15 protein-coding genes are annotated in these 16,559 nt (G+C 71.7%); 1 reads left to right on the forward strand and 14 read right to left on the reverse strand.

What is annotated here, in order from left to right; all coding sequences use genetic code 11:
* Positions 1 to 17 precede the first annotated feature (17 nt).
* The 13 genes from metK to pyrR all read right to left on the reverse strand — a co-directional run bounded on the left by metK (position 18) and on the right by pyrR (position 14,443).
* Positions 18 to 1,226, reverse strand: a complete 1,209-nt coding sequence (metK, locus tag ACFVSN_RS19875) for a methionine adenosyltransferase (protein WP_380446313.1) — start codon at positions 1,224 to 1,226, stop codon at positions 18 to 20.
* Between the two features lie 157 nt (positions 1,227 to 1,383).
* The gene (gene coaBC / locus ACFVSN_RS19880) at positions 1,384 to 2,643 is read right to left on the reverse strand and encodes a bifunctional phosphopantothenoylcysteine decarboxylase/phosphopantothenate--cysteine ligase CoaBC (protein WP_380446312.1); all 1,260 of its coding nucleotides are present in this window, start codon (positions 2,641 to 2,643) and stop codon (positions 1,384 to 1,386) included.
* A gap of 149 nt (positions 2,644 to 2,792) precedes the next feature.
* Positions 2,793 to 3,059: a DNA-directed RNA polymerase subunit omega gene (gene rpoZ / locus ACFVSN_RS19885; protein WP_359967357.1), complete on the reverse strand. Its 267-nt coding sequence runs from the start codon at positions 3,057 to 3,059 to the stop codon at positions 2,793 to 2,795.
* Positions 3,060 to 3,096: 37 nt separating this feature from the next.
* The gene (gene gmk / locus ACFVSN_RS19890) at positions 3,097 to 3,654 is read right to left on the reverse strand and encodes a guanylate kinase (RefSeq protein WP_380446311.1); all 558 of its coding nucleotides are present in this window, start codon (positions 3,652 to 3,654) and stop codon (positions 3,097 to 3,099) included.
* A 49-nt stretch (positions 3,655 to 3,703) separates the two neighbouring features.
* Positions 3,704 to 4,030, reverse strand: coding sequence for an integration host factor, actinobacterial type (gene mihF / locus ACFVSN_RS19895; RefSeq protein ID WP_030056187.1), 327 nt, complete (start codon positions 4,028 to 4,030; stop codon positions 3,704 to 3,706).
* Positions 4,031 to 4,406: 376 nt separating this feature from the next.
* Positions 4,407 to 5,240, reverse strand: coding sequence for an orotidine-5'-phosphate decarboxylase (gene pyrF / locus ACFVSN_RS19900; RefSeq protein WP_380446310.1), 834 nt, complete (start codon positions 5,238 to 5,240; stop codon positions 4,407 to 4,409).
* Between the two features lie 35 nt (positions 5,241 to 5,275).
* Positions 5,276 to 6,379 carry a quinone-dependent dihydroorotate dehydrogenase gene (locus ACFVSN_RS19905; RefSeq protein ID WP_380500128.1) on the reverse strand — a complete coding sequence of 368 codons (1,104 nt, stop codon included), beginning with the start codon at positions 6,377 to 6,379 and terminating at the stop codon, positions 5,276 to 5,278.
* A 111-nt stretch (positions 6,380 to 6,490) separates the two neighbouring features.
* Entirely contained in the window at positions 6,491 to 9,799 is a 3,309-nt protein-coding gene (gene carB / locus ACFVSN_RS19910; protein WP_387956321.1) for a carbamoyl-phosphate synthase large subunit, read from the reverse strand.
* Entirely contained in the window at positions 9,792 to 10,949 is a 1,158-nt protein-coding gene (carA, locus tag ACFVSN_RS19915; RefSeq protein ID WP_387601398.1) for a glutamine-hydrolyzing carbamoyl-phosphate synthase small subunit, read from the reverse strand. Before carA ends, carB begins: the two co-directional genes overlap by 8 nt.
* The gene (locus ACFVSN_RS19920; RefSeq protein WP_380498448.1) at positions 10,946 to 11,539 is read right to left on the reverse strand and encodes a hypothetical protein; all 594 of its coding nucleotides are present in this window, start codon (positions 11,537 to 11,539) and stop codon (positions 10,946 to 10,948) included. Before ACFVSN_RS19920 ends, carA begins: the two co-directional genes overlap by 4 nt.
* On the reverse strand, positions 11,536 to 12,840 hold the full coding sequence (locus tag ACFVSN_RS19925) for a dihydroorotase (protein WP_380446305.1): 1,305 nt from the start codon (positions 12,838 to 12,840) through the stop codon (positions 11,536 to 11,538). The genes ACFVSN_RS19920 and ACFVSN_RS19925 overlap by 4 nt, the downstream gene beginning before the upstream one ends.
* Positions 12,837 to 13,826 carry an aspartate carbamoyltransferase catalytic subunit gene (locus ACFVSN_RS19930; RefSeq protein WP_387956322.1) on the reverse strand — a complete coding sequence of 330 codons (990 nt, stop codon included), beginning with the start codon at positions 13,824 to 13,826 and terminating at the stop codon, positions 12,837 to 12,839. The genes ACFVSN_RS19925 and ACFVSN_RS19930 overlap by 4 nt, the downstream gene beginning before the upstream one ends.
* A 5-nt stretch (positions 13,827 to 13,831) precedes the next feature.
* The gene (gene pyrR / locus ACFVSN_RS19935) at positions 13,832 to 14,443 is read right to left on the reverse strand and encodes a bifunctional pyr operon transcriptional regulator/uracil phosphoribosyltransferase PyrR (RefSeq protein ID WP_380498450.1); all 612 of its coding nucleotides are present in this window, start codon (positions 14,441 to 14,443) and stop codon (positions 13,832 to 13,834) included.
* A 329-nt stretch (positions 14,444 to 14,772) separates the two neighbouring features.
* On the opposite strand from pyrR, the gene ACFVSN_RS19940 reads away from it, so the two are divergent.
* On the forward strand, positions 14,773 to 15,276 hold the full coding sequence (locus ACFVSN_RS19940) for a transcriptional regulator (protein ID WP_031072501.1): 504 nt from the start codon (positions 14,773 to 14,775) through the stop codon (positions 15,274 to 15,276).
* 215 nt (positions 15,277 to 15,491) lie between these two features.
* Here the strand turns inward: ACFVSN_RS19940 and ACFVSN_RS19945 are convergent, their stop codons facing one another.
* Positions 15,492 to 16,409, reverse strand: coding sequence for a hypothetical protein (locus tag ACFVSN_RS19945; protein ID WP_380446302.1), 918 nt, complete (start codon positions 16,407 to 16,409; stop codon positions 15,492 to 15,494).
* Between the last annotated feature and the right edge of the window lie 150 nt (positions 16,410 to 16,559).

Below are 16,559 nucleotides of genomic sequence, written 5' to 3' on the forward strand. Positions count from 1 at the left end.
CCGGGAATCCGGACGGATCAGCCGGCGATGGCGGCCTTCAGCTGGTCCACGCGGTCGGTGCGCTCCCAGGTGAAGTCCGGCAGCTCACGGCCGAAGTGGCCGTACGCGGCGGTCTGCGAGTAGATCGGGCGCAGCAGGTCGAGGTCGCGGATGATCGCGGCGGGGCGCAGGTCGAAGACCTCGCTGACGGCCTTCTGGATGTCGAGGACCGGGACGGTCTCGGTGCCGAAGGTCTCGACGAACAGGCCGACCGGCTCGGCCTTGCCGATCGCGTAGGCGACCTGGACCTCGGCACGGCGGGCGAGGCCGGCGGCGACGATGTTCTTGGCGACCCAGCGCATCGCGTACGCGGCCGAGCGGTCCACCTTGGACGGGTCCTTGCCCGAGAAGGCGCCGCCGCCGTGGCGGGCCATGCCGCCGTACGTGTCGATGATGATCTTGCGGCCGGTCAGGCCGGCGTCGCCCATCGGGCCGCCGATCTCGAAACGGCCGGTCGGGTTGACCAGCAGCCGGTAGCCGTCGGTCACGAGCTTGATGCCCTGCTCGGCGAGCGCCTTGAGCTCCGGCTCCACGACGAACTCGCGGATGTCCGGGGTGAGCAGCGACTCCAGGTCGATGTCCGAGGCGTGCTGCGTGGAGACGACCACGGTGTCGAGGCGGACGGCCTTGTCGCCGTCGTACTCGATGGTGACCTGGGTCTTGCCGTCGGGGCGCAGGTACGGGATGGTCCCGTTCTTGCGGACCTCGGTCAGGCGGCGCGACAGGCGGTGCGCCAGGGTGATCGGCAGCGGCATGAGCTCGGGGGTCTCGTCCGACGCGTAGCCGAACATCAGGCCCTGGTCGCCGGCACCCTGCTTGTCGAGGTCATCCTCATCGCCCTCGACCCGAGCCTCGTACGCGGTGTCGACGCCCTGCGCGATGTCGGGCGACTGAGCACCGATGGACACCGACACGCCGCAGGAGGCGCCGTCGAAGCCCTTCTTGGAGCTGTCGTAACCGATCTCCAGGATCTTGTCCCGGACGAGCTGGGCGATCGGCGCGTACGCCTTCGTCGTCACCTCGCCGGCCACGTGCACCTGGCCGGTGGTGATGAGCGTCTCCACGGCGACCCGGGAGGTCGGGTCCTCCCGCAGGAGAGCGTCGAGGATGGTGTCGCTGATCTGGTCAGCGATCTTGTCGGGGTGTCCCTCGGTCACGGACTCCGAGGTGAACAGGCGGCGAGACACAGCGCTCCCTGGGGTTGCAGCGGCTGCTGACTGAAGGCCCCCGGCGGACCGGGGACATCCGGAAAGACTTGATTCCTGGAGTCTAACGGTCAGGTTCCGTCGAACGTCACCCGCTTCCGGAAAACGAGACCGTTATCAAGTGGCTCTCCGACCGGACTCAAGCGCCTTCTGTCCGGTTGCCGACCGTTTCCAGCCGTTCCACGACCAAGTCCCAGACCACGTCCGCGAGCACCTCCTTGGGGCCCACCGGAACGGCCGTCTCACTGCCGTCGGAGCCCAGCACCACGGCCTCGTTGACGTCCGTCCCGAAGGCCTTGCCGTTGCCGACCTCGTTGACGACGAGCAGGTCGCAGCCCTTGCGGGCGAGCTTGGCGCGGCCGTACGCGAGCACGTCGTCGGTCTCCGCCGCGAAACCCACGACCAGTTGGCCCGAACGGGTCCGGTGGGCGGACAGCTCGGCCAGGACGTCCGGATTGCGGACCAGCGCGACGGGCGCCGGCTCGACCCCCTCGACCTTCTTGATCTTGCCGGTGACGTACTCGGCGGGCCGGAAGTCGGCCACCGCCGCGGCCATGACCACGGCGTCCGCGTCCTCCGCCGCCTTCAGTGCGGCCTCGCGCAGCTCCAAGGCGGTCGAGACGTGCACGACGTCCACCCCCGCCGGATCGGGCAGTTCCGCGTTGGCCGAGACCAGCGTCACCCGCGCCCCACGGGCCGCCGCCGTCACGGCCAGCGCGTAGCCCTGCTTGCCGGAGGAGCGGTTCCCGAGATAGCGCACCGGGTCCAGCGGCTCCCGGGTGCCGCCGGCCGAGACCACCACGTGGCGCCCGGCCAGGTCGGTCGGCACGGCGCCGCCGCGGCGCAGCACGGCCCGGCAGGCCTCGAAGACCGCGGCCGGCTCGGGCAGCCGCCCCTTGCCGGTGTCCTTGCCGGTGAGCCGCCCGACGGCGGGCTCCAGCACGATGACGCCGCGGCGGCGCAGCGTGGCGACGTTCTCCCGGGTGGCCGGGTGCTCCCACATCTCGGTGTGCATGGCGGGCGCGATCACGACCGGACAGCGCGCGGTGAGCAGGGTGTTGGTGAGGAGGTCGTCGGCGAGGCCGTGGGCGGCCTTGGCGATCAGGTCCGCGGTGGCGGGGGCGACGACGACGAGGTCGGCCTGCTGGCCGATCCGCACGTGCGGCACCTCGTGGACGTTCTCCCAGGTCTCGGTGGCGGCCGGGCGGCCGGACAGGGCGGCCCAGGTGGCCTCGCCGACGAAGTGCAGCGCGGCGGCGGTGGGCACCACGGTGACCAGGTGGCCGGACTCGGTGAACCGGCGGAGCAGCTCACAGGCCTTGTAGGCCGCGATGCCGCCGCTGACGCCGAGGACGACGCGCGGGGCGTCCGCGCCGGTCCGGTCCGAAGTCGCGCTCATGATCCCGCTCTCCTCCACTCCAGGGACGTGCACACCCTACGGCCCCGCGACGATCACCCGCACCGTGGCCCCGTCCGCTGCACAACGCCGAAGGGCCCGGCGGAAACGATTCCGCCAGGCCCTTCCGGAGAGTTACGAGGTCGACCGGATCAGGCGCCCTCGACCGCCTCGGCGGTCAGCATGCCGGCGTTGATCTCGCGGAGCGCGATCGACAGCGGCTTCTCGTGCACGTGGGTGTCGACCAGCGGGCCGACGTACTCCAGCAGGCCCTCGCCGAGCTGGGAGTAGTACGCGTTGATCTGGCGCGCCCGCTTGGCGGCGTAGATCACCAGGCTGTACTTGGAGTCGGTGGCCTCAAGCAGCTCGTCGATCGGCGGGTTGATGATGCCCTCGGGCGCGGTCATGGAAGAGGACACGCGAAAACCTTCCGAAAGGGTGGAAAAGACAGACAGGTCAGCCTACACCGAGCAAGGCTAGCAGTTCGGCCGCTACCTGCTCGACGGAGGTGTTGACAAGAGTCGTGTCGAACTCCGGCTCCGCCGCCAGCTCGACCTTGGCGGCCTCCAGCCGCTTCTCAATGACGTCCTGCGGCTCGGTGCCCCGGCCGGTCAGCCGGCGGACCAGCTCGTCCCAGCTCGGCGGAGCCAGGAACACCAGCTGGGCCTCCGGCATCGACTCGCGCACCTGGCGGGCGCCCTGCAGGTCGATCTCCAGCAGGACGGGCTCGCCGCGCTCCAGCTTCTCCTGCACCGCCGCGCGCGGGGTGCCGTAGCGGTTGCCGGCGAAGACGGCCCACTCCAGGAGCTCGCCGTTGGCGATCAGCTTGTCGAACTCGTCGTTGTCGACGAAGTGGTACTGGACCCCGTTCTGCTCGCCGGGCCTCGGGTGGCGGGTCGTCGCCGACACCGAGAGCCAGACCTCGGGGTGCTGCTTCCTCATATGAGCGACGACCGTGCTCTTGCCGACCCCCGAAGGGCCGGAGAGCACGGTCAGCCGCGGACGCTCACTCATGCACCGATTATCCCGGATCGCGGACGATCCCGGGACCACGGGGGCACGGTCAGGCGGCACCGCCGCCGAACTCCCGCTCCAGGGAGGCGATCTGGTTCGTGCCGAGACCGCGGACACGACGGCTCTCGCTGATGCCGAGGCGCTCCATGATCTGCTTGGCCCGGACCTTGCCGACGCCCGGGAGCGACTCCAGCAGGGCCGAGACCTTCATCTTGCCGATGACGTCGTTGTCGGCCTTGCCGGCCTTGATCACCTCGTGCAGGGAGGCGCCGGAGTGCTTGAGCCGGTTCTTGACCTCGGCGCGCTCCCGGCGAGCCTCGGCGGCCTTGGCGAGCGCGGCGGTGCGCTGTTCAGGGGTAAGGGGCGGAAGAGCCACGCCGTTCACCTCAGGGTGTGGAAGGAAGGGATTGAGCTATGACTGGTTTGGTTCTCCAGGACACCTCCGCAAGTGGAACCCCAGGGCCCTGACCTGCGGGAGCTACGAGAATCGCGGCTCTTCGATGACCTATCGCCGGACACTACCCGGATTGCGGCGCCGCGTCAGGAAAAGAACACGAAAAGTCCTGGTCAGCCAAGGCCGACCAGGACTTTCCGGGGCAAAATGACCGCGATTGCGAGACTTTGGCACCGCCGATGTGACGGCGCTCACGTCAAGCGGAGGCCCTGCGGAGCGGCACCGCCCGGTCCTGCGCACACTGCGCAGGGTCACCGGCCGGCTACCACCCGGCCCCCGGACGGCACTTCGCGCCGCGCTACTTCACGGCGTCCGCGTACTCCCCCACGAACCGCTCGGCCGCCTCGCGCAGCGCCGGCACCGACGGGCCGTGCTTGAGGACGTCCCGGCTGACGCTCGGCACGACGTTGCGCACCGAGGCGCCGAACACCCGCGGCAGGTCCGCCATCGTCGCGCCCTGGGCGCCGATGCCGGGGGCCAGCAGCGGGCCGTTGATCGCGAGGTCCACGCCCGCGTCGGCGAGCGTCGCGCCGACCACCGCGCCGAACGAGCCGAGCGGCTCGGCCCCGGCGTTCTCGGCCGCCAGCTGGCGCAGCACCGAGGCGGCGACCGGCTCGCCGCCGGCGCCGACGGCGCGCTGCACCTCGGCGCCCTCCGGGTTGGAGGTGAGCGCCAGCGCGAACGCCCCGCAGCCGTGCTCGCGCGCGAGGTCGAGCGCCGGGCGCAGCGAGCCGAAGCCGAGGTAGGGGCTGACGGTGAGGGCGTCGGAGAACAGCGGGCTGCCGGGCGCGAGGAAGGCCTCGGCGTAGGCGGCCATGGTGGAGCCGATGTCGCCGCGCTTGGCGTCCATCAGGACCAGCGCACCGGCCGCGCGGGCCTCCTCGACGGTCCTCTCCAGCACCGCGACGCCCTTGCTGCCGAAGCGCTCGAAGAAGGCGGCCTGCGGCTTGAGCACGGCGACCCGGTCGGCCAGCGCCTCGACGACGGTGCGGCTGAAGGTCTCCAGGCCGGCGACGTCGTCGCCGAGTCCCCAGGCGGCGAGCAGGGAGGCGTGCGGGTCGATGCCGACGCAGAGCTGGCCACGGGTGTCCATGGCCTGGCGCAGCCGGGCGCCGAACGGGGCGAGGGTCATGTCGTCTCCGGGGTTTCCAGTGGCGGTACGGGGGGTCACGAGGGGCGCACGGCGCTGCCGACCGCCGCGGCCAGGTTGCGGAAGCCCGCGTCCCGGACGCGGGCGGAGAGGCCCTTGTGGATGCGGCGGCACCAGAACGGGCCCTCGTAGATGAAGGCGCTGTAGCCCTGGACGAGGTCGGCGCCGTGGATGATCCGCTGCCAGGCGTCCTCGGCGCTCTCCACGCCGCCGACCGACACGAGCGTCAGCCGGCCGCCGGTGCGGGCGCGCAGCCGCTGGAGGACCTCCAGGGCGCGGGCCTTGAGCGGGGCGCCAGACAGGCCGCCCATGCCGATCTCCTCGACCCGCGCGGCGTCGGCCCGCAGGCCCTCGCGGCCGATCGTGGTGTTGGTGGCGATGATGCCGTCCAGGCCCAGCTCCAGGGCGAGGTCGGCGACGGCGTCGACGTCCTCGTCGGCGAGGTCCGGGGCGATCTTCACCAGCAGCGGCACGTGGTGCGCGGTGGTGCGGTCGGCGGCCTCGCGGACGGCGGAGAGCAGCGGGCGCAGGTGGTCGACGGCCTGCAGGTTGCGCAGTCCGGGGGTGTTCGGCGAGCTGACGTTGACGACCAGGTAGTCGGCGTAACGGGCCAGCCGCTCGGTCGACTTGACGTAGTCGGCGACGGCGTCGGCCTCCTCGACGACCTTGGTCTTGCCGATGTTGACGCCGATCACCGGGGTGGAGCTGGTGTGCGGGCGGGCGGCGAGGCGGGCGGCGACCCGGGCCGAGCCCTGGTTGTTGAAGCCCATCCGGTTGATCAGCGCGCGGTCCTCGACCAGGCGGAACAGCCGCGGCGCCGGGTTGCCGGGCTGGGCCTCGCCGGTGATGGTGCCGATCTCGACGTAGTCGAAGCCGAGCATCGCGAGGCCGTCGATGCCGACGCCGTTCTTGTCGAAGCCGGCCGCGAGCCCGAACGGGCCGGGCAGGTCGAGGCCGAGGGCGCGGGTGCGCAGCGCCCGGTCCTGCGGGGCGAGCAGCAGCCGGACGAGGGTGCGCAGGCCCGGCACGGAGGAGGCGAGGCGGATCCAGAAGAAGGCGAGGTGGTGGGCCTTCTCCGGGTCCATCTTCTTGAAGACGAGGTCGAACAGAAGCTTGTACAAGGGGGGTCAACTCCCGGAGCGAGCAGCGGTGTTCACAGCGCGGCAGGTCGAATCGCGGGCATGGAAGTGGGGGGCACCCGACTGGCTTCGGTGCCCCCCACTGCGGTGGTGCTACTTGCGGCCGGCGTTGATCAGCTCGGCGTGCTCCTGGAGCGACATCACCCCGACCTCGTCGCGCAGCAGCCGGTCGATGCCCTGGACGGCCGCGCCCATCGCCTGGACGGTGGTCAGGCAGGGCACGGCGCGGGCGACGGCCGCGGTGCGGATCTCGTAGCCGTCCAGGCGCCCGCCGGTGCCGTACGGCGTGTTGATGATGAGGTCGACCTCGCCGTCGTGGATCAGCTGGACGATGGTCTTCTCGCCGTTCGGGCCCTCGCCCTCGCTGTGCTTGCGCACCAGCGTGGACGGGATGCCGCCGCGCTGGAGCACCTCGGCGGTGCCGGCCGTGGCGAGCACCTCGAAGCCGAGGCTGACCAGGGCGCGCGCCGGGAAGACGAGGTTGCGCTTGTCGCGGTTGGCGACGGAGACGAAGACCTTGCCCTTGGTCGGCAGCGCGCCGTAGGCGCCGGCCTGGGCCTTGGCGTAGGCCGTGCCGAAGACCTTGTCGATGCCCATGACCTCACCGGTCGAGCGCATCTCCGGGCCGAGGACGGTGTCGACCCCGCGGCCGTGGACGTCGCGGAAGCGGCTCCACGGCATCACGGCCTCCTTGACCGCGATCGGCGCGTCGGCGGGCAGCGTGCCGCCGTCGCCCTCGGCCGGGAGCATGCCCTCGGCGCGCAGCTCGGCGATGGTGGCGCCGAGCGAGACCCGGGCGGCCGCCTTGGCCAGCGGCACCGCGGTGGCCTTGGAGGTGAACGGGACGGTCCGGGAGGCGCGCGGGTTGGCCTCCAGGACGTAGAGGATGTCGCCGGCCATCGCGAACTGGATGTTGATCAGGCCGCGGACGCCGACGCCGCGCGCGATGGCCTCGGTGGAGGTGCGCAGGCGCTTGATGTCGTAGCCGCCGAGGGTGATCGGGGGCAGCGCGCAGGCGGAGTCGCCGGAGTGGATGCCGGCCTCCTCGATGTGCTCCATGACGCCGCCGAGGTAGAGCTCGGTGCCGTCGTAGAGCGCGTCGACGTCGATCTCCACCGCGTCGTCGAGGAAGCGGTCGATGAGCACCGGGTGCTCGGAGATCAGGCCGGCGTGCCGCTCCAGGTAGGAGGCGAGGGAGGCCTCGTCGTAGACGATCTCCATGCCACGGCCGCCGAGCACGTAGGACGGGCGGGCGAGCACCGGGTAGCCGATCTCGTCGGCGATCGCCTTGGCCTCCTCGAAGGAGAAGGCGGTGCCGTGCTTGGGCGCCGGCAGGCCGGCGTCGCGCAGGACGCGGCCGAAGGCGCCGCGCTCCTCGGCGAGGTCGATCGCCTCGGGCTGGGTGCCGACGATCGGCACGCCGTTGTCCTTGAGCGCCTGGGCGAGGCCGAGCGGGGTCTGGCCGCCGAGCTGGACGATGACGCCCGCGAGCGGACCGGCCTGCTGCTCGGCGTGGACGATCTCCAGGACGTCCTCCAGGGTGAGCGGCTCGAAGTAGAGCCGGTCGGAGGTGTCGTAGTCGGTGGAGACGGTCTCCGGGTTGCAGTTGACCATGACGGTCTCGTACCCGGCCTCGGCCAGCGCGAAGGAGGCGTGGACGCAGGAGTAGTCGAACTCGATGCCCTGGCCGATGCGGTTCGGGCCGGAGCCGAGGATGATCACCGCGGGCTTGGTGCGCGGGGCGACCTCGTTCTCCTCGTCGTAGGACGAGTAGAAGTACGGGGTCTTGGCGGCGAACTCGGCGGCGCAGGTGTCGACGGTCTTGAACACCGGGCGGATGCCGAGCGCGTGGCGCACCTCGCGGACGACGTCCGGCTTCAGGCCGCGGATCTCGCCGATCTGCTGGTCGGAGAAGCCGTGCCGCTTGGCGTGGCGCAGCAGGTCCGGGGTGAGCTCGGCGGCGTCGGCGAGCTCGCCGGCGATCTCGTCGAGCAGGAAGAGCTGGTCGACGAACCACGGGTCGATCTTGGTGGCCTCGAACACCTCCTCCGCGGTGGCGCCGGCCCGGATGGCGTCCATCACGGTGTTGATCCGGCCGTCGGTCGGCACGACCGCCTTGGCCAGCAGCGCGGCCTTCTCGCCCACGGGGCCGGTCCAGCTGAACTGGGAGCCCTTCTTCTCCAGCGAGCGCAGCGCCTTCTGCAGCGCCTCGGGGAAGTTGCGGCCGAGGGCCATGGCCTCGCCGACGGACTTCATGGTCGTGGTGAGGGTGGCGTCGGCGCTCGGGAACTTCTCGAACGCGAAGCGCGGCACCTTGACGACGACGTAGTCGAGGGTCGGCTCGAAGGAGGCCGGGGTCTCCTCGGTGATGTCGTTGGGGATCTCGTCGAGCGTGTAGCCGACGGCCAGCTTGGCGGCGATCTTGGCGATCGGGAAGCCGGTGGCCTTGGAGGCGAGCGCCGAGGAGCGGGACACGCGCGGGTTCATCTCGATGACGATGACCCGGCCGTCCTCGGGGTTGACCGCGAACTGGATGTTGCAGCCGCCGGTGTCGACGCCGACCTCGCGGATGACGGCGATGCCGATGTCGCGCAGGATCTGGTACTCGCGGTCGGTGAGCGTCATCGACGGGGCCACGGTGATCGAGTCACCGGTGTGCACGCCCATCGGGTCGAAGTTCTCGATGGAGCAGACGACCACGACGTTGTCGTTCTTGTCGCGCATCAGCTCCAGCTCGTACTCCTTCCAGCCGAGGATGGACTCCTCCAGGAGCACCTCGGTGGTCGGCGAGAGGGTCAGGCCCTGGCCGGCGATGCGGCGCAGGTCCTCCTCGTTGTGGGCGAAGCCGGAGCCGGCGCCGCCCATGGTGAAGGAGGGGCGCACGACGACGGGGTAGCCGCCGAGGGTGTCGACGCCGGCCAGCACCTCGTCCATGGTGTGGCAGATGACCGAGCGGGCGGACTCGCCGTAACCGATCTTGGCGTTGACGGCCTCGACGACGCCCTTGAAGAGCTCGCGGTCCTCGCCCTTGTGGATCGACTCGACCTTGGCGCCGATCAGCTCGACGTTGTACTTGGCGAGCACGCCGTTGGCGTCCAGCGAGATCGCCGTGTTGAGCGCGGTCTGGCCGCCCAGGGTCGGCAGCAGCGCGTCGGGGCGCTCCTTGGCGATGATCTTCTCGACGAACTCCGGGGTGATCGGCTCGACGTAGGTGGCGTCGGCGATCTCCGGGTCGGTCATGATCGTGGCCGGGTTGGAGTTGACCAGCACGACCCGCAGGCCCTCGGCCTTGAGGACCCGGCAGGCCTGCGTGCCCGAGTAGTCGAACTCGGCGGCCTGGCCGATCACGATCGGGCCGGACCCGATCACCAGGACGGACTTGATGTCAGTGCGCTTAGGCACGCTGGCCCTCCATGAGCTTCACGAAGCGGTCGAACAGGTAGGCGGCGTCGTGCGGGCCGGCGGCCGCTTCGGGGTGGTACTGCACGCTGAAGGCGGGCACGTCGAGCGCCTGCAGGCCCTCGACCACGTCGTCGTTGAGGCAGACGTGGGAGACCTCGACCCGCCCGTAGGGGGTGTCGCTCACCTTGTCCAGAGGCGCGTTCACGGCGAAGCCGTGGTTGTGGGCGGTCACCTCGACCTTGCCGGTGGTGCGGTCCTGCACCGGCTGGTTGATGCCGCGGTGGCCGTACTTGAGCTTGTAGGTGCCGAAGCCGAGGGCGCGGCCCAGGATCTGGTTGCCGAAGCAGATCCCGAAGAACGGGGTCTTCCGCTCCAGCACGCCCTGCGCCACGGCGACCTGCTGGTCGGCGGTGGCCGGGTCGCCCGGGCCGTTGGAGAAGAAGACGCCGTCCGGGTTGACGGCGTAGACGTCCTCCAGGGAGGCGTTGGCCGGCAGCACGTGGACCTCGATGCCGCGCTCGGCCATCCGCTGCGGGGTCATCGCCTTGATGCCGAGGTCCAGCGCGGCGACGGTGAACCTCTTCTCACCGATGGCCGGGACGATGTACGGCTCGGTGGTGGCCACCTCGGCACACAGGTCGGCGCCCTTCATCTCGGGCGACTGCTGCACCCGGGCGAGCAGGGCCGCCGGGTCGGCGAGCGCCGGGCCGGAGAAGATGCCGCAGCGCATGGCGCCGCGGTCGCGCAGGTGCCGGGTGAGCGCGCGGGTGTCGATGCCGCTGATGCCGACGACGCCCTGGCGGACGAGCTCGTCGTCCAGCGAGCGGCGCGAGCGCCAGTTGGAGGCGACCCGGGCGGGGTCGCGCACGACGTACCCGGCGACCCAGATCCGCTTGGACTCGTCGTCCTCGTCGTTCCAGCCGGTGTTGCCGATCTGCGGGGCCGTCATCACGACCACCTGGCGGTGGTACGACGGGTCGGTGAGGGTCTCCTGGTAGCCGGACATGCCGGTGTTGAAGACCGCCTCGCCGAAGGTCTCGCCGACGGCGCCGTAGGCCTGGCCGCGGAAGGTCCGGCCGTCCTCCAGGACGAGCACGGCCGGGACGCGTTCCCGCCGTTGGCGCTGCGTGGTGGGGGCAGGTGCGGTCATTGCGCGGCCTCTTCCGTCTTCGTCTTCGTACGTGTTGCGAGGTGAGCGACCGCCTCGACCCAGGCGGCGTGCTCGTCGGGGTGGTCGGCCCGGAAGCCGGAGTCCAGCTCGGTGCCCTCGTGCGTCCAGGTGACGACGAGGATCCCGGCCGGGACGACCTTGCCGGCGATTCCGGAGTCCGTGCGGGCACCGGTCAGGTGCCCGGCCGGGATCCAGAGGTCGACGTCGCCGGGGCGGCGCACCAGCAGGCCGTCCTCGCCGAGGATGAGGTCGGCGCGGCTGCGGTTGCCCAGGCCGTGCGCGACGACCCGGTCGAGCCAGTTCCCGGCGGTGGTGGTGCCGTGGTACCGGCCGCTGGTCTCCAGGATGGTCCGGCCGGCGCCGGCCGGCACGGCGGGCAGCGGCGGGATGCCGGACTGCAGCGTGCGCCGCCAGTTCCAGCCCTGGCGCATCAGCCAGTAGACGAGCCCGATCACGATCAGCAGGCCGACGGCCCAGCCGATGTACCCGGGCCAGTCGTGGACCTTGGCCTGTTCCTGGGCCAGCGGGGTGAACGGGGCGAGCGGGGCGGGCGTGCGGTGGAAACTCACGCGTCGACGCCCTGCTCGACGAGCTCCCCGGCCAGGACGGTCGCCCGGCCGCGCAGGAAGGTGGCGTGCACCCGTCCGGGCAGGTCGAGGCCCTTGTAGGGGGTGTTGCGGCTGCGGGTGGCGAAGCTGTCCGGGTTCACGGCACCACGGTACGCGGGATCGAACAGCACCAGGTTGGCCGGCTCACCGACCGAGACGGGCCGGCCGTGCCCGGCGAGACGGCCGATCCGGGCCGGGCGGTGCGACATGCGGTCGGCGACGCCCGCCCAGTTCAGCAGGCCGGTGTCGACCATGGTCTGCTGCACGACCGACAGCGCGGTCTCCAGGCCGACCATGCCCATCGCGGCGACGGCCCACTCGCAGTCCTTGTCCTCGGCCGGGTGCGGCGCGTGGTCGGTGGCGACGGCGTCGATGGTGCCGTCGGCCAGCGCCTTGCGCAGCGCCTGGACGTCCGCGGCGGTGCGCAGCGGCGGGTTCACCTTGTAGACCGGGTCGTACGAGCGGACCAGCTCGTCGGTGAGCAGCAGGTGGTGCGGGGTGACCTCGGCGGTGACGTCCCAGCCCTTGGCCTTGGCCCAGCGGATGATCTCGACCGAGCCGGCCGTGGAGACGTGGCAGACGTGCAGCCGGGAGCCGACGTGCGCGGCGAGCAGCACGTCGCGGGCGATGATCGACTCCTCGGCGACGGCCGGCCAGCCGCCGAGCCCGAGCTCGCCGGAGACCTGGCCCTCGTTCATCTGCGCGCCCTCGGTGAGCCGCGGCTCCTGGGCGTGCTGGGCGACGACGCCGTCGAAGGCCTTGACGTACTCCAGCGCGCGGCGCATCAGCACGGCGTCGTCGACGCACTTGCCGTCGTCGGAGAAGACCCGGACGCCGGCGGCGGACTCGTGCATGGCGCCGAGCTCGGCGAGCTTCTTGCCCTCCAGGCCGACGGTGACGGCGCCGACCGGCTGCACGTCGCAGTAGCCGGCCTCCTGGCCGAGCCGCCAGACCTGCTCGACGACGCCGGCGGTGTCGGCCACCGGGGTGGTGTTGGCCATCGCGTGCACGGCGGTGAAGCCGCCCATCGCGGCGGCCTGGGTGCCGGTGAGGACGGTCTCGGCGTCCTCGCGGCCGGGCTCGCGCAGGTGGGTGTGCAGGTCGACCAGGCCGGGCAGCACGATCAGGCCGGTGGCGTCGATCTCGATGTCGGCCTCGACGGCCAGGCCGGTGCCGATCGCCTTGATCACGCCGTCGGCGAGGTGGAGGTCCTGCGGGGCGCCGCCGGCGATCTGGGCGTTGCGGATCAGGTAGGTGGTCACTTGGCGGTCTCCACGGATTCGGTGCGGGCGGCGTCGTTCGGGCCGTCGGCGAAGACGGCCCCGCCGAGGAGCAGGTACAGCACGGCCATGCGGACCGACACGCCGTTGGCGACCTGCTCGACCGCGGTGCAGCGCGGCGAGTCGGCGACCTCGGCGGTGATCTCCATGCCGCGGACCATCGGGCCGGGGTGCATGACGATCGCGTGCTCGGGCAGCTGGGTCATCCGCGGGCCGTTCATGCCGTAGCGGCGGCTGTACTCCCGCTCGGTCGGGAAGAACGCGGCGTTCATCCGCTCGCGCTGCACCCGGAGCATCATCAGCGCGTCCGTCTTGGGGAGCACGCTCTCCAGGTCGTAGCTGATCTCGCAGGGCCAGTTCTCGATGCCGATGGGCAGCAGCGTCGGCGGGGCGACGAAGGTGACCTGGGCGCCGAGGGTGGTCAGCAGGTGGACGTTGGAGCGGGCGACCCGGCTGTGCAGGACGTCGCCGACGATCGTCACCCGGCGCCCTGCGAGGTCCTTGCCACTGCCCGGGTTGAGGTGGCGGCGCATGGTGAAGGCGTCGAGCAGCGCCTGGGTGGGGTGCTCGTGGGTGCCGTCACCGGCGTTGATGACACTGCCGTGCAGCCAGTCGGACTGCGCCAGGCGGGCGGGCGCGCCGGAGGCGTGGTGGCGGATGACGACCGCGTCGGCACCCATGGCCTGCAGGGTCAGCGCGGTGTCCTTGAGGCTCTCGCCCTTGGAGACGGACGAGCCCTTGGCGGAGAAGTTGATGACGTCCGCCGAGAGGCGCTTCTCGGCGACCTCGAAGGAGGTCTTGGTGCGGGTCGAGTCCTCGAAGAAGAGGTTGACGACGGTCCGGCCGCGCAGCGTGGGCAGCTTCTTCACGGCCCGCCCGGAGAGCTGGGCCAGCTCCTCGGCGGTGTCCAGGACCAGCAGCGCGTCGTCGCGGGTGAGATCGGCGGCGGAGACGAGGTGGCGCATCACGCGGGCTACTCCGGAAGGTGCGGTTCGGTCAGGGCCTGCGACGAGCGCTGGTTGTGGTCGCGGTCGCCGACCAGGACGGCGTCCACGCCGTCGGTGTCGGCCAGGCGCACCTGCACGGCCTCGCGCAGCGAGGTGGGCAGGTTCTTGCCCACGTAGTCGGCGCGGATCGGCAGCTCGCGGTGGCCGCGGTCGACCAGGACGGCGAGCTGGACGGCGCGCGGGCGGCCGATGTCGCCGAGCGCGTCGAGCGCGGCGCGGATGGTGCGGCCGGAGAACAGCACGTCGTCGACGAGGATCACGAGCTTGCCGTCGATGCCGCCGGCCGGGATCTCGGTGTGCTCCAGGGCGCGGGCGGGCTTGAGCCGGAGGTCGTCCCGGTACATCGTGATGTCCAGGGTGCCGAGCGGGATCTCGCGGCCGGTGATCTGGGCCAGCCGGTCGCGCAGGCGGCGGGCGAGGTGGACGCCGCGGGTGTGGATGCCGAGCAGCACGACGTCCTCCGCGCCCTTGGCGCGCTCGACGATCTCGTGCGCTATCCGGGTGACGACCCGGGCGATGTCCGCGCCGTCCAGCACCTGGTGCGGTGCTCGGGGTGACGGATCCTGGTGTGTGGTCATGCCGAAGCGGACCTCCTTCCCCGCCTCACTGGACGGGCCTTAAAGGATGTCTGGGATGGCCCCCGCCGACCGGGCGCGGGCTTCGGGCAATCCTACCAGCGCGCAAGCGGGCAAACGGACCTGCACCATTCCGCTTCACCGGGTTAACGCGCCCGACGCACCCCGGACGCAGGCCATTCGCACGACTGCCCCATTCGGCTTGACGCAACACCTTACTCTACGTAACCTCACAGTGAGTTACGAGACGGACGTCGAACCCACCGGTAACGGCGTCGGCAATCGCCCGTGACCCACCACTGAACGCGAAGCAATCTCGTCCGGGGAGATCAATGTCCAGCGACTACGCGAAGCAGCTCGGAGGCAAACTCCGAGCGATCCGCACTCAGCAGGGTCTCTCCCTGCACGGTGTCGAGGAGAAGTCCCAGGGGCGCTGGAAGGCAGTCGTCGTCGGTTCGTACGAGCGCGGCGACCGTGCGGTCACCGTGCAGCGGCTGGCCGAGCTGGCGGAGTTCTACGGCGTCCCGGTCCAGGAGCTGCTGCCCGGCGGCACCCCGGGCGGCGCGGCCGAGCCGCCGCCGCGCCTGGTGCTCGACCTGGAGAGACTGACCCAGGTCCCGTCCGAGAAGGCCGGCCCGCTGCAGCGCTACGCGGCGACCATCCAGAGCCAGCGCGGCGACTACAACGGCAAGGTGCTGTCGATCCGCCAGGACGACCTGCGCACCCTGGCCGTCATCTACGACCAGTCGCCGTCGATCCTCACCGAGCAGCTGATCTCGTGGGGCGTGCTCAACCCCGACGCGCGCCGCGCGGTGCGCGAGGAGGAGGCGAGCTGACGCTCCCCGCACCGGCTCCCGCCAGCGGAAACGAGGCTCGTCCCGCCCTTTCGGGCAAGCAGAAACGTCACGGCGCGGCACCCCGGAACCCGGGGGCCGCGCCGTGGTGTTTCCAGCAGCGGTGGTTCCAGCAGCCGGGGCCGGCGCTTCTCCCGTGCCTTCCCGGTGCCTTCCCGGTGCCTTCCCCTGTGTCTCCCCGGCGCCTCGGCAGTGCCTCAGCAGACCGTGCCCAGGCTGTACCCGGGCTGCGCGGCCACCCCGTCCAGCCGCACCGGCCGGGCCGCCGGGGCCCAGTCCGGCCCGCCGCTCGACCAGGCCCACGCGGCCGGCCGGTACTCCCCGCAGGCCGCCGCCGACCCCTGCGAGCCGTGCAGCACGGCCACGCCCGGCAGTTCCAGGGCCAGCCCGGCGCACAGCACCGCGCAGACCAGCTCCAGGTCCTCGTCGTTGATCCGCACGACGCCGTCCTCCCACTGGAGGACGCGCGCCGCGGCGCTCAGCCTCCCGCCCGGCGCGTCCACCCGCACCCGCAGCTCGTACACCCCGGCGCCCGCGCCGACCAGCATCCGGCGCAGCACCTCGGAGCCGCGCTGGTGGGCGGTGCGCACCCAGCGGCCGTGGTCCTCGTCCGCCTCGCCGGTGGCGCCGTAGAGCCCGCCGTCGAGGATCAGGTCAGCGTGGCGGAGCGTCAGTCCGTTCTCCCGGGCGCGGACCAGGCGCGGCACGAAGTCCCCGGCGAGCTCCTCGCCCTGGTAGGCGAGCAGTTGGGTCTGCAGCGCGGGGTTGAGCAGGTAGCGGTCGCGGGCGGCCGGCTCGGCCGGGTCCAGCCCGTGCAGGACGCAGAACTCGGCGAAGTCCTGCGGGTGGAACATCCGCGCCCGGACGGTGTCGAAGCGCCGCAGCGCCTCGGCGAGCAGGTCGGCCGTGTCGGCCAGGTAGCGCTCGTAGTCGGGGGCGTCGGTCACCCGCCAGGCGCGGGCCCGTTCGAAGTCCGCGGCGCTGGTCAGCACACCGATGACGAAGGCCTGGTCGGCCCCCTCCCCGTCGCTCCGCCGGTGCGGGGCACGGGCGTTCGGGCGGAAGCCGCCGGCGGTGCAGTCGGAGATGCGGCGAGCGCGGCCTTTTCGACTCATGCTCCCACCTCGCTGCGCTCGGCAGGGGCATTCGCCCACACGCGCCTCCCAATGGCTCGCTCGCTACGCTCGCTCACGTGTGGCTCCCGGCTCAGTAGGGTCACGGTCGGCGGCGGGGCCCGCCGCTGACCGTGTTACTCCCCAGTCCCG

The sequence above is a fragment of the Kitasatospora sp. NPDC057904 genome, from assembly GCF_042887925.1.
Classification (GTDB): Bacteria; Actinomycetota; Actinomycetes; order Streptomycetales; family Streptomycetaceae; genus Kitasatospora.

Coding starts and splice junctions, on each gene's coding strand:
- coaBC (WP_380446312.1), bottom strand. CDS start 2,643: ATGAGCGCGACTTCGGACCGGACCGGCGCGGACGCCCCGCGCGTCGTC.
- gmk (WP_380446311.1), bottom strand. CDS start 3,654: ATGAGTGAGCGTCCGCGGCTGACCGTGCTCTCCGGCCCTTCGGGGGTC.
- pyrF (WP_380446310.1), bottom strand. CDS start 5,240: ATGACCCTCGCCCCGTTCGGCGCCCGGCTGCGCCAGGCCATGGACACC.
- carA (WP_387601398.1), bottom strand. CDS start 10,949: ATGACCGCACCTGCCCCCACCACGCAGCGCCAACGGCGGGAACGCGTC.
- pyrR (WP_380498450.1), bottom strand. CDS start 14,443: ATGACCACACACCAGGATCCGTCACCCCGAGCACCGCACCAGGTGCTG.
- ACFVSN_RS19940 (WP_031072501.1), top strand. CDS start 14,773: ATGTCCAGCGACTACGCGAAGCAGCTCGGAGGCAAACTCCGAGCGATC.
- ACFVSN_RS19945 (WP_380446302.1), bottom strand. CDS start 16,409: ATGAGTCGAAAAGGCCGCGCTCGCCGCATCTCCGACTGCACCGCCGGC.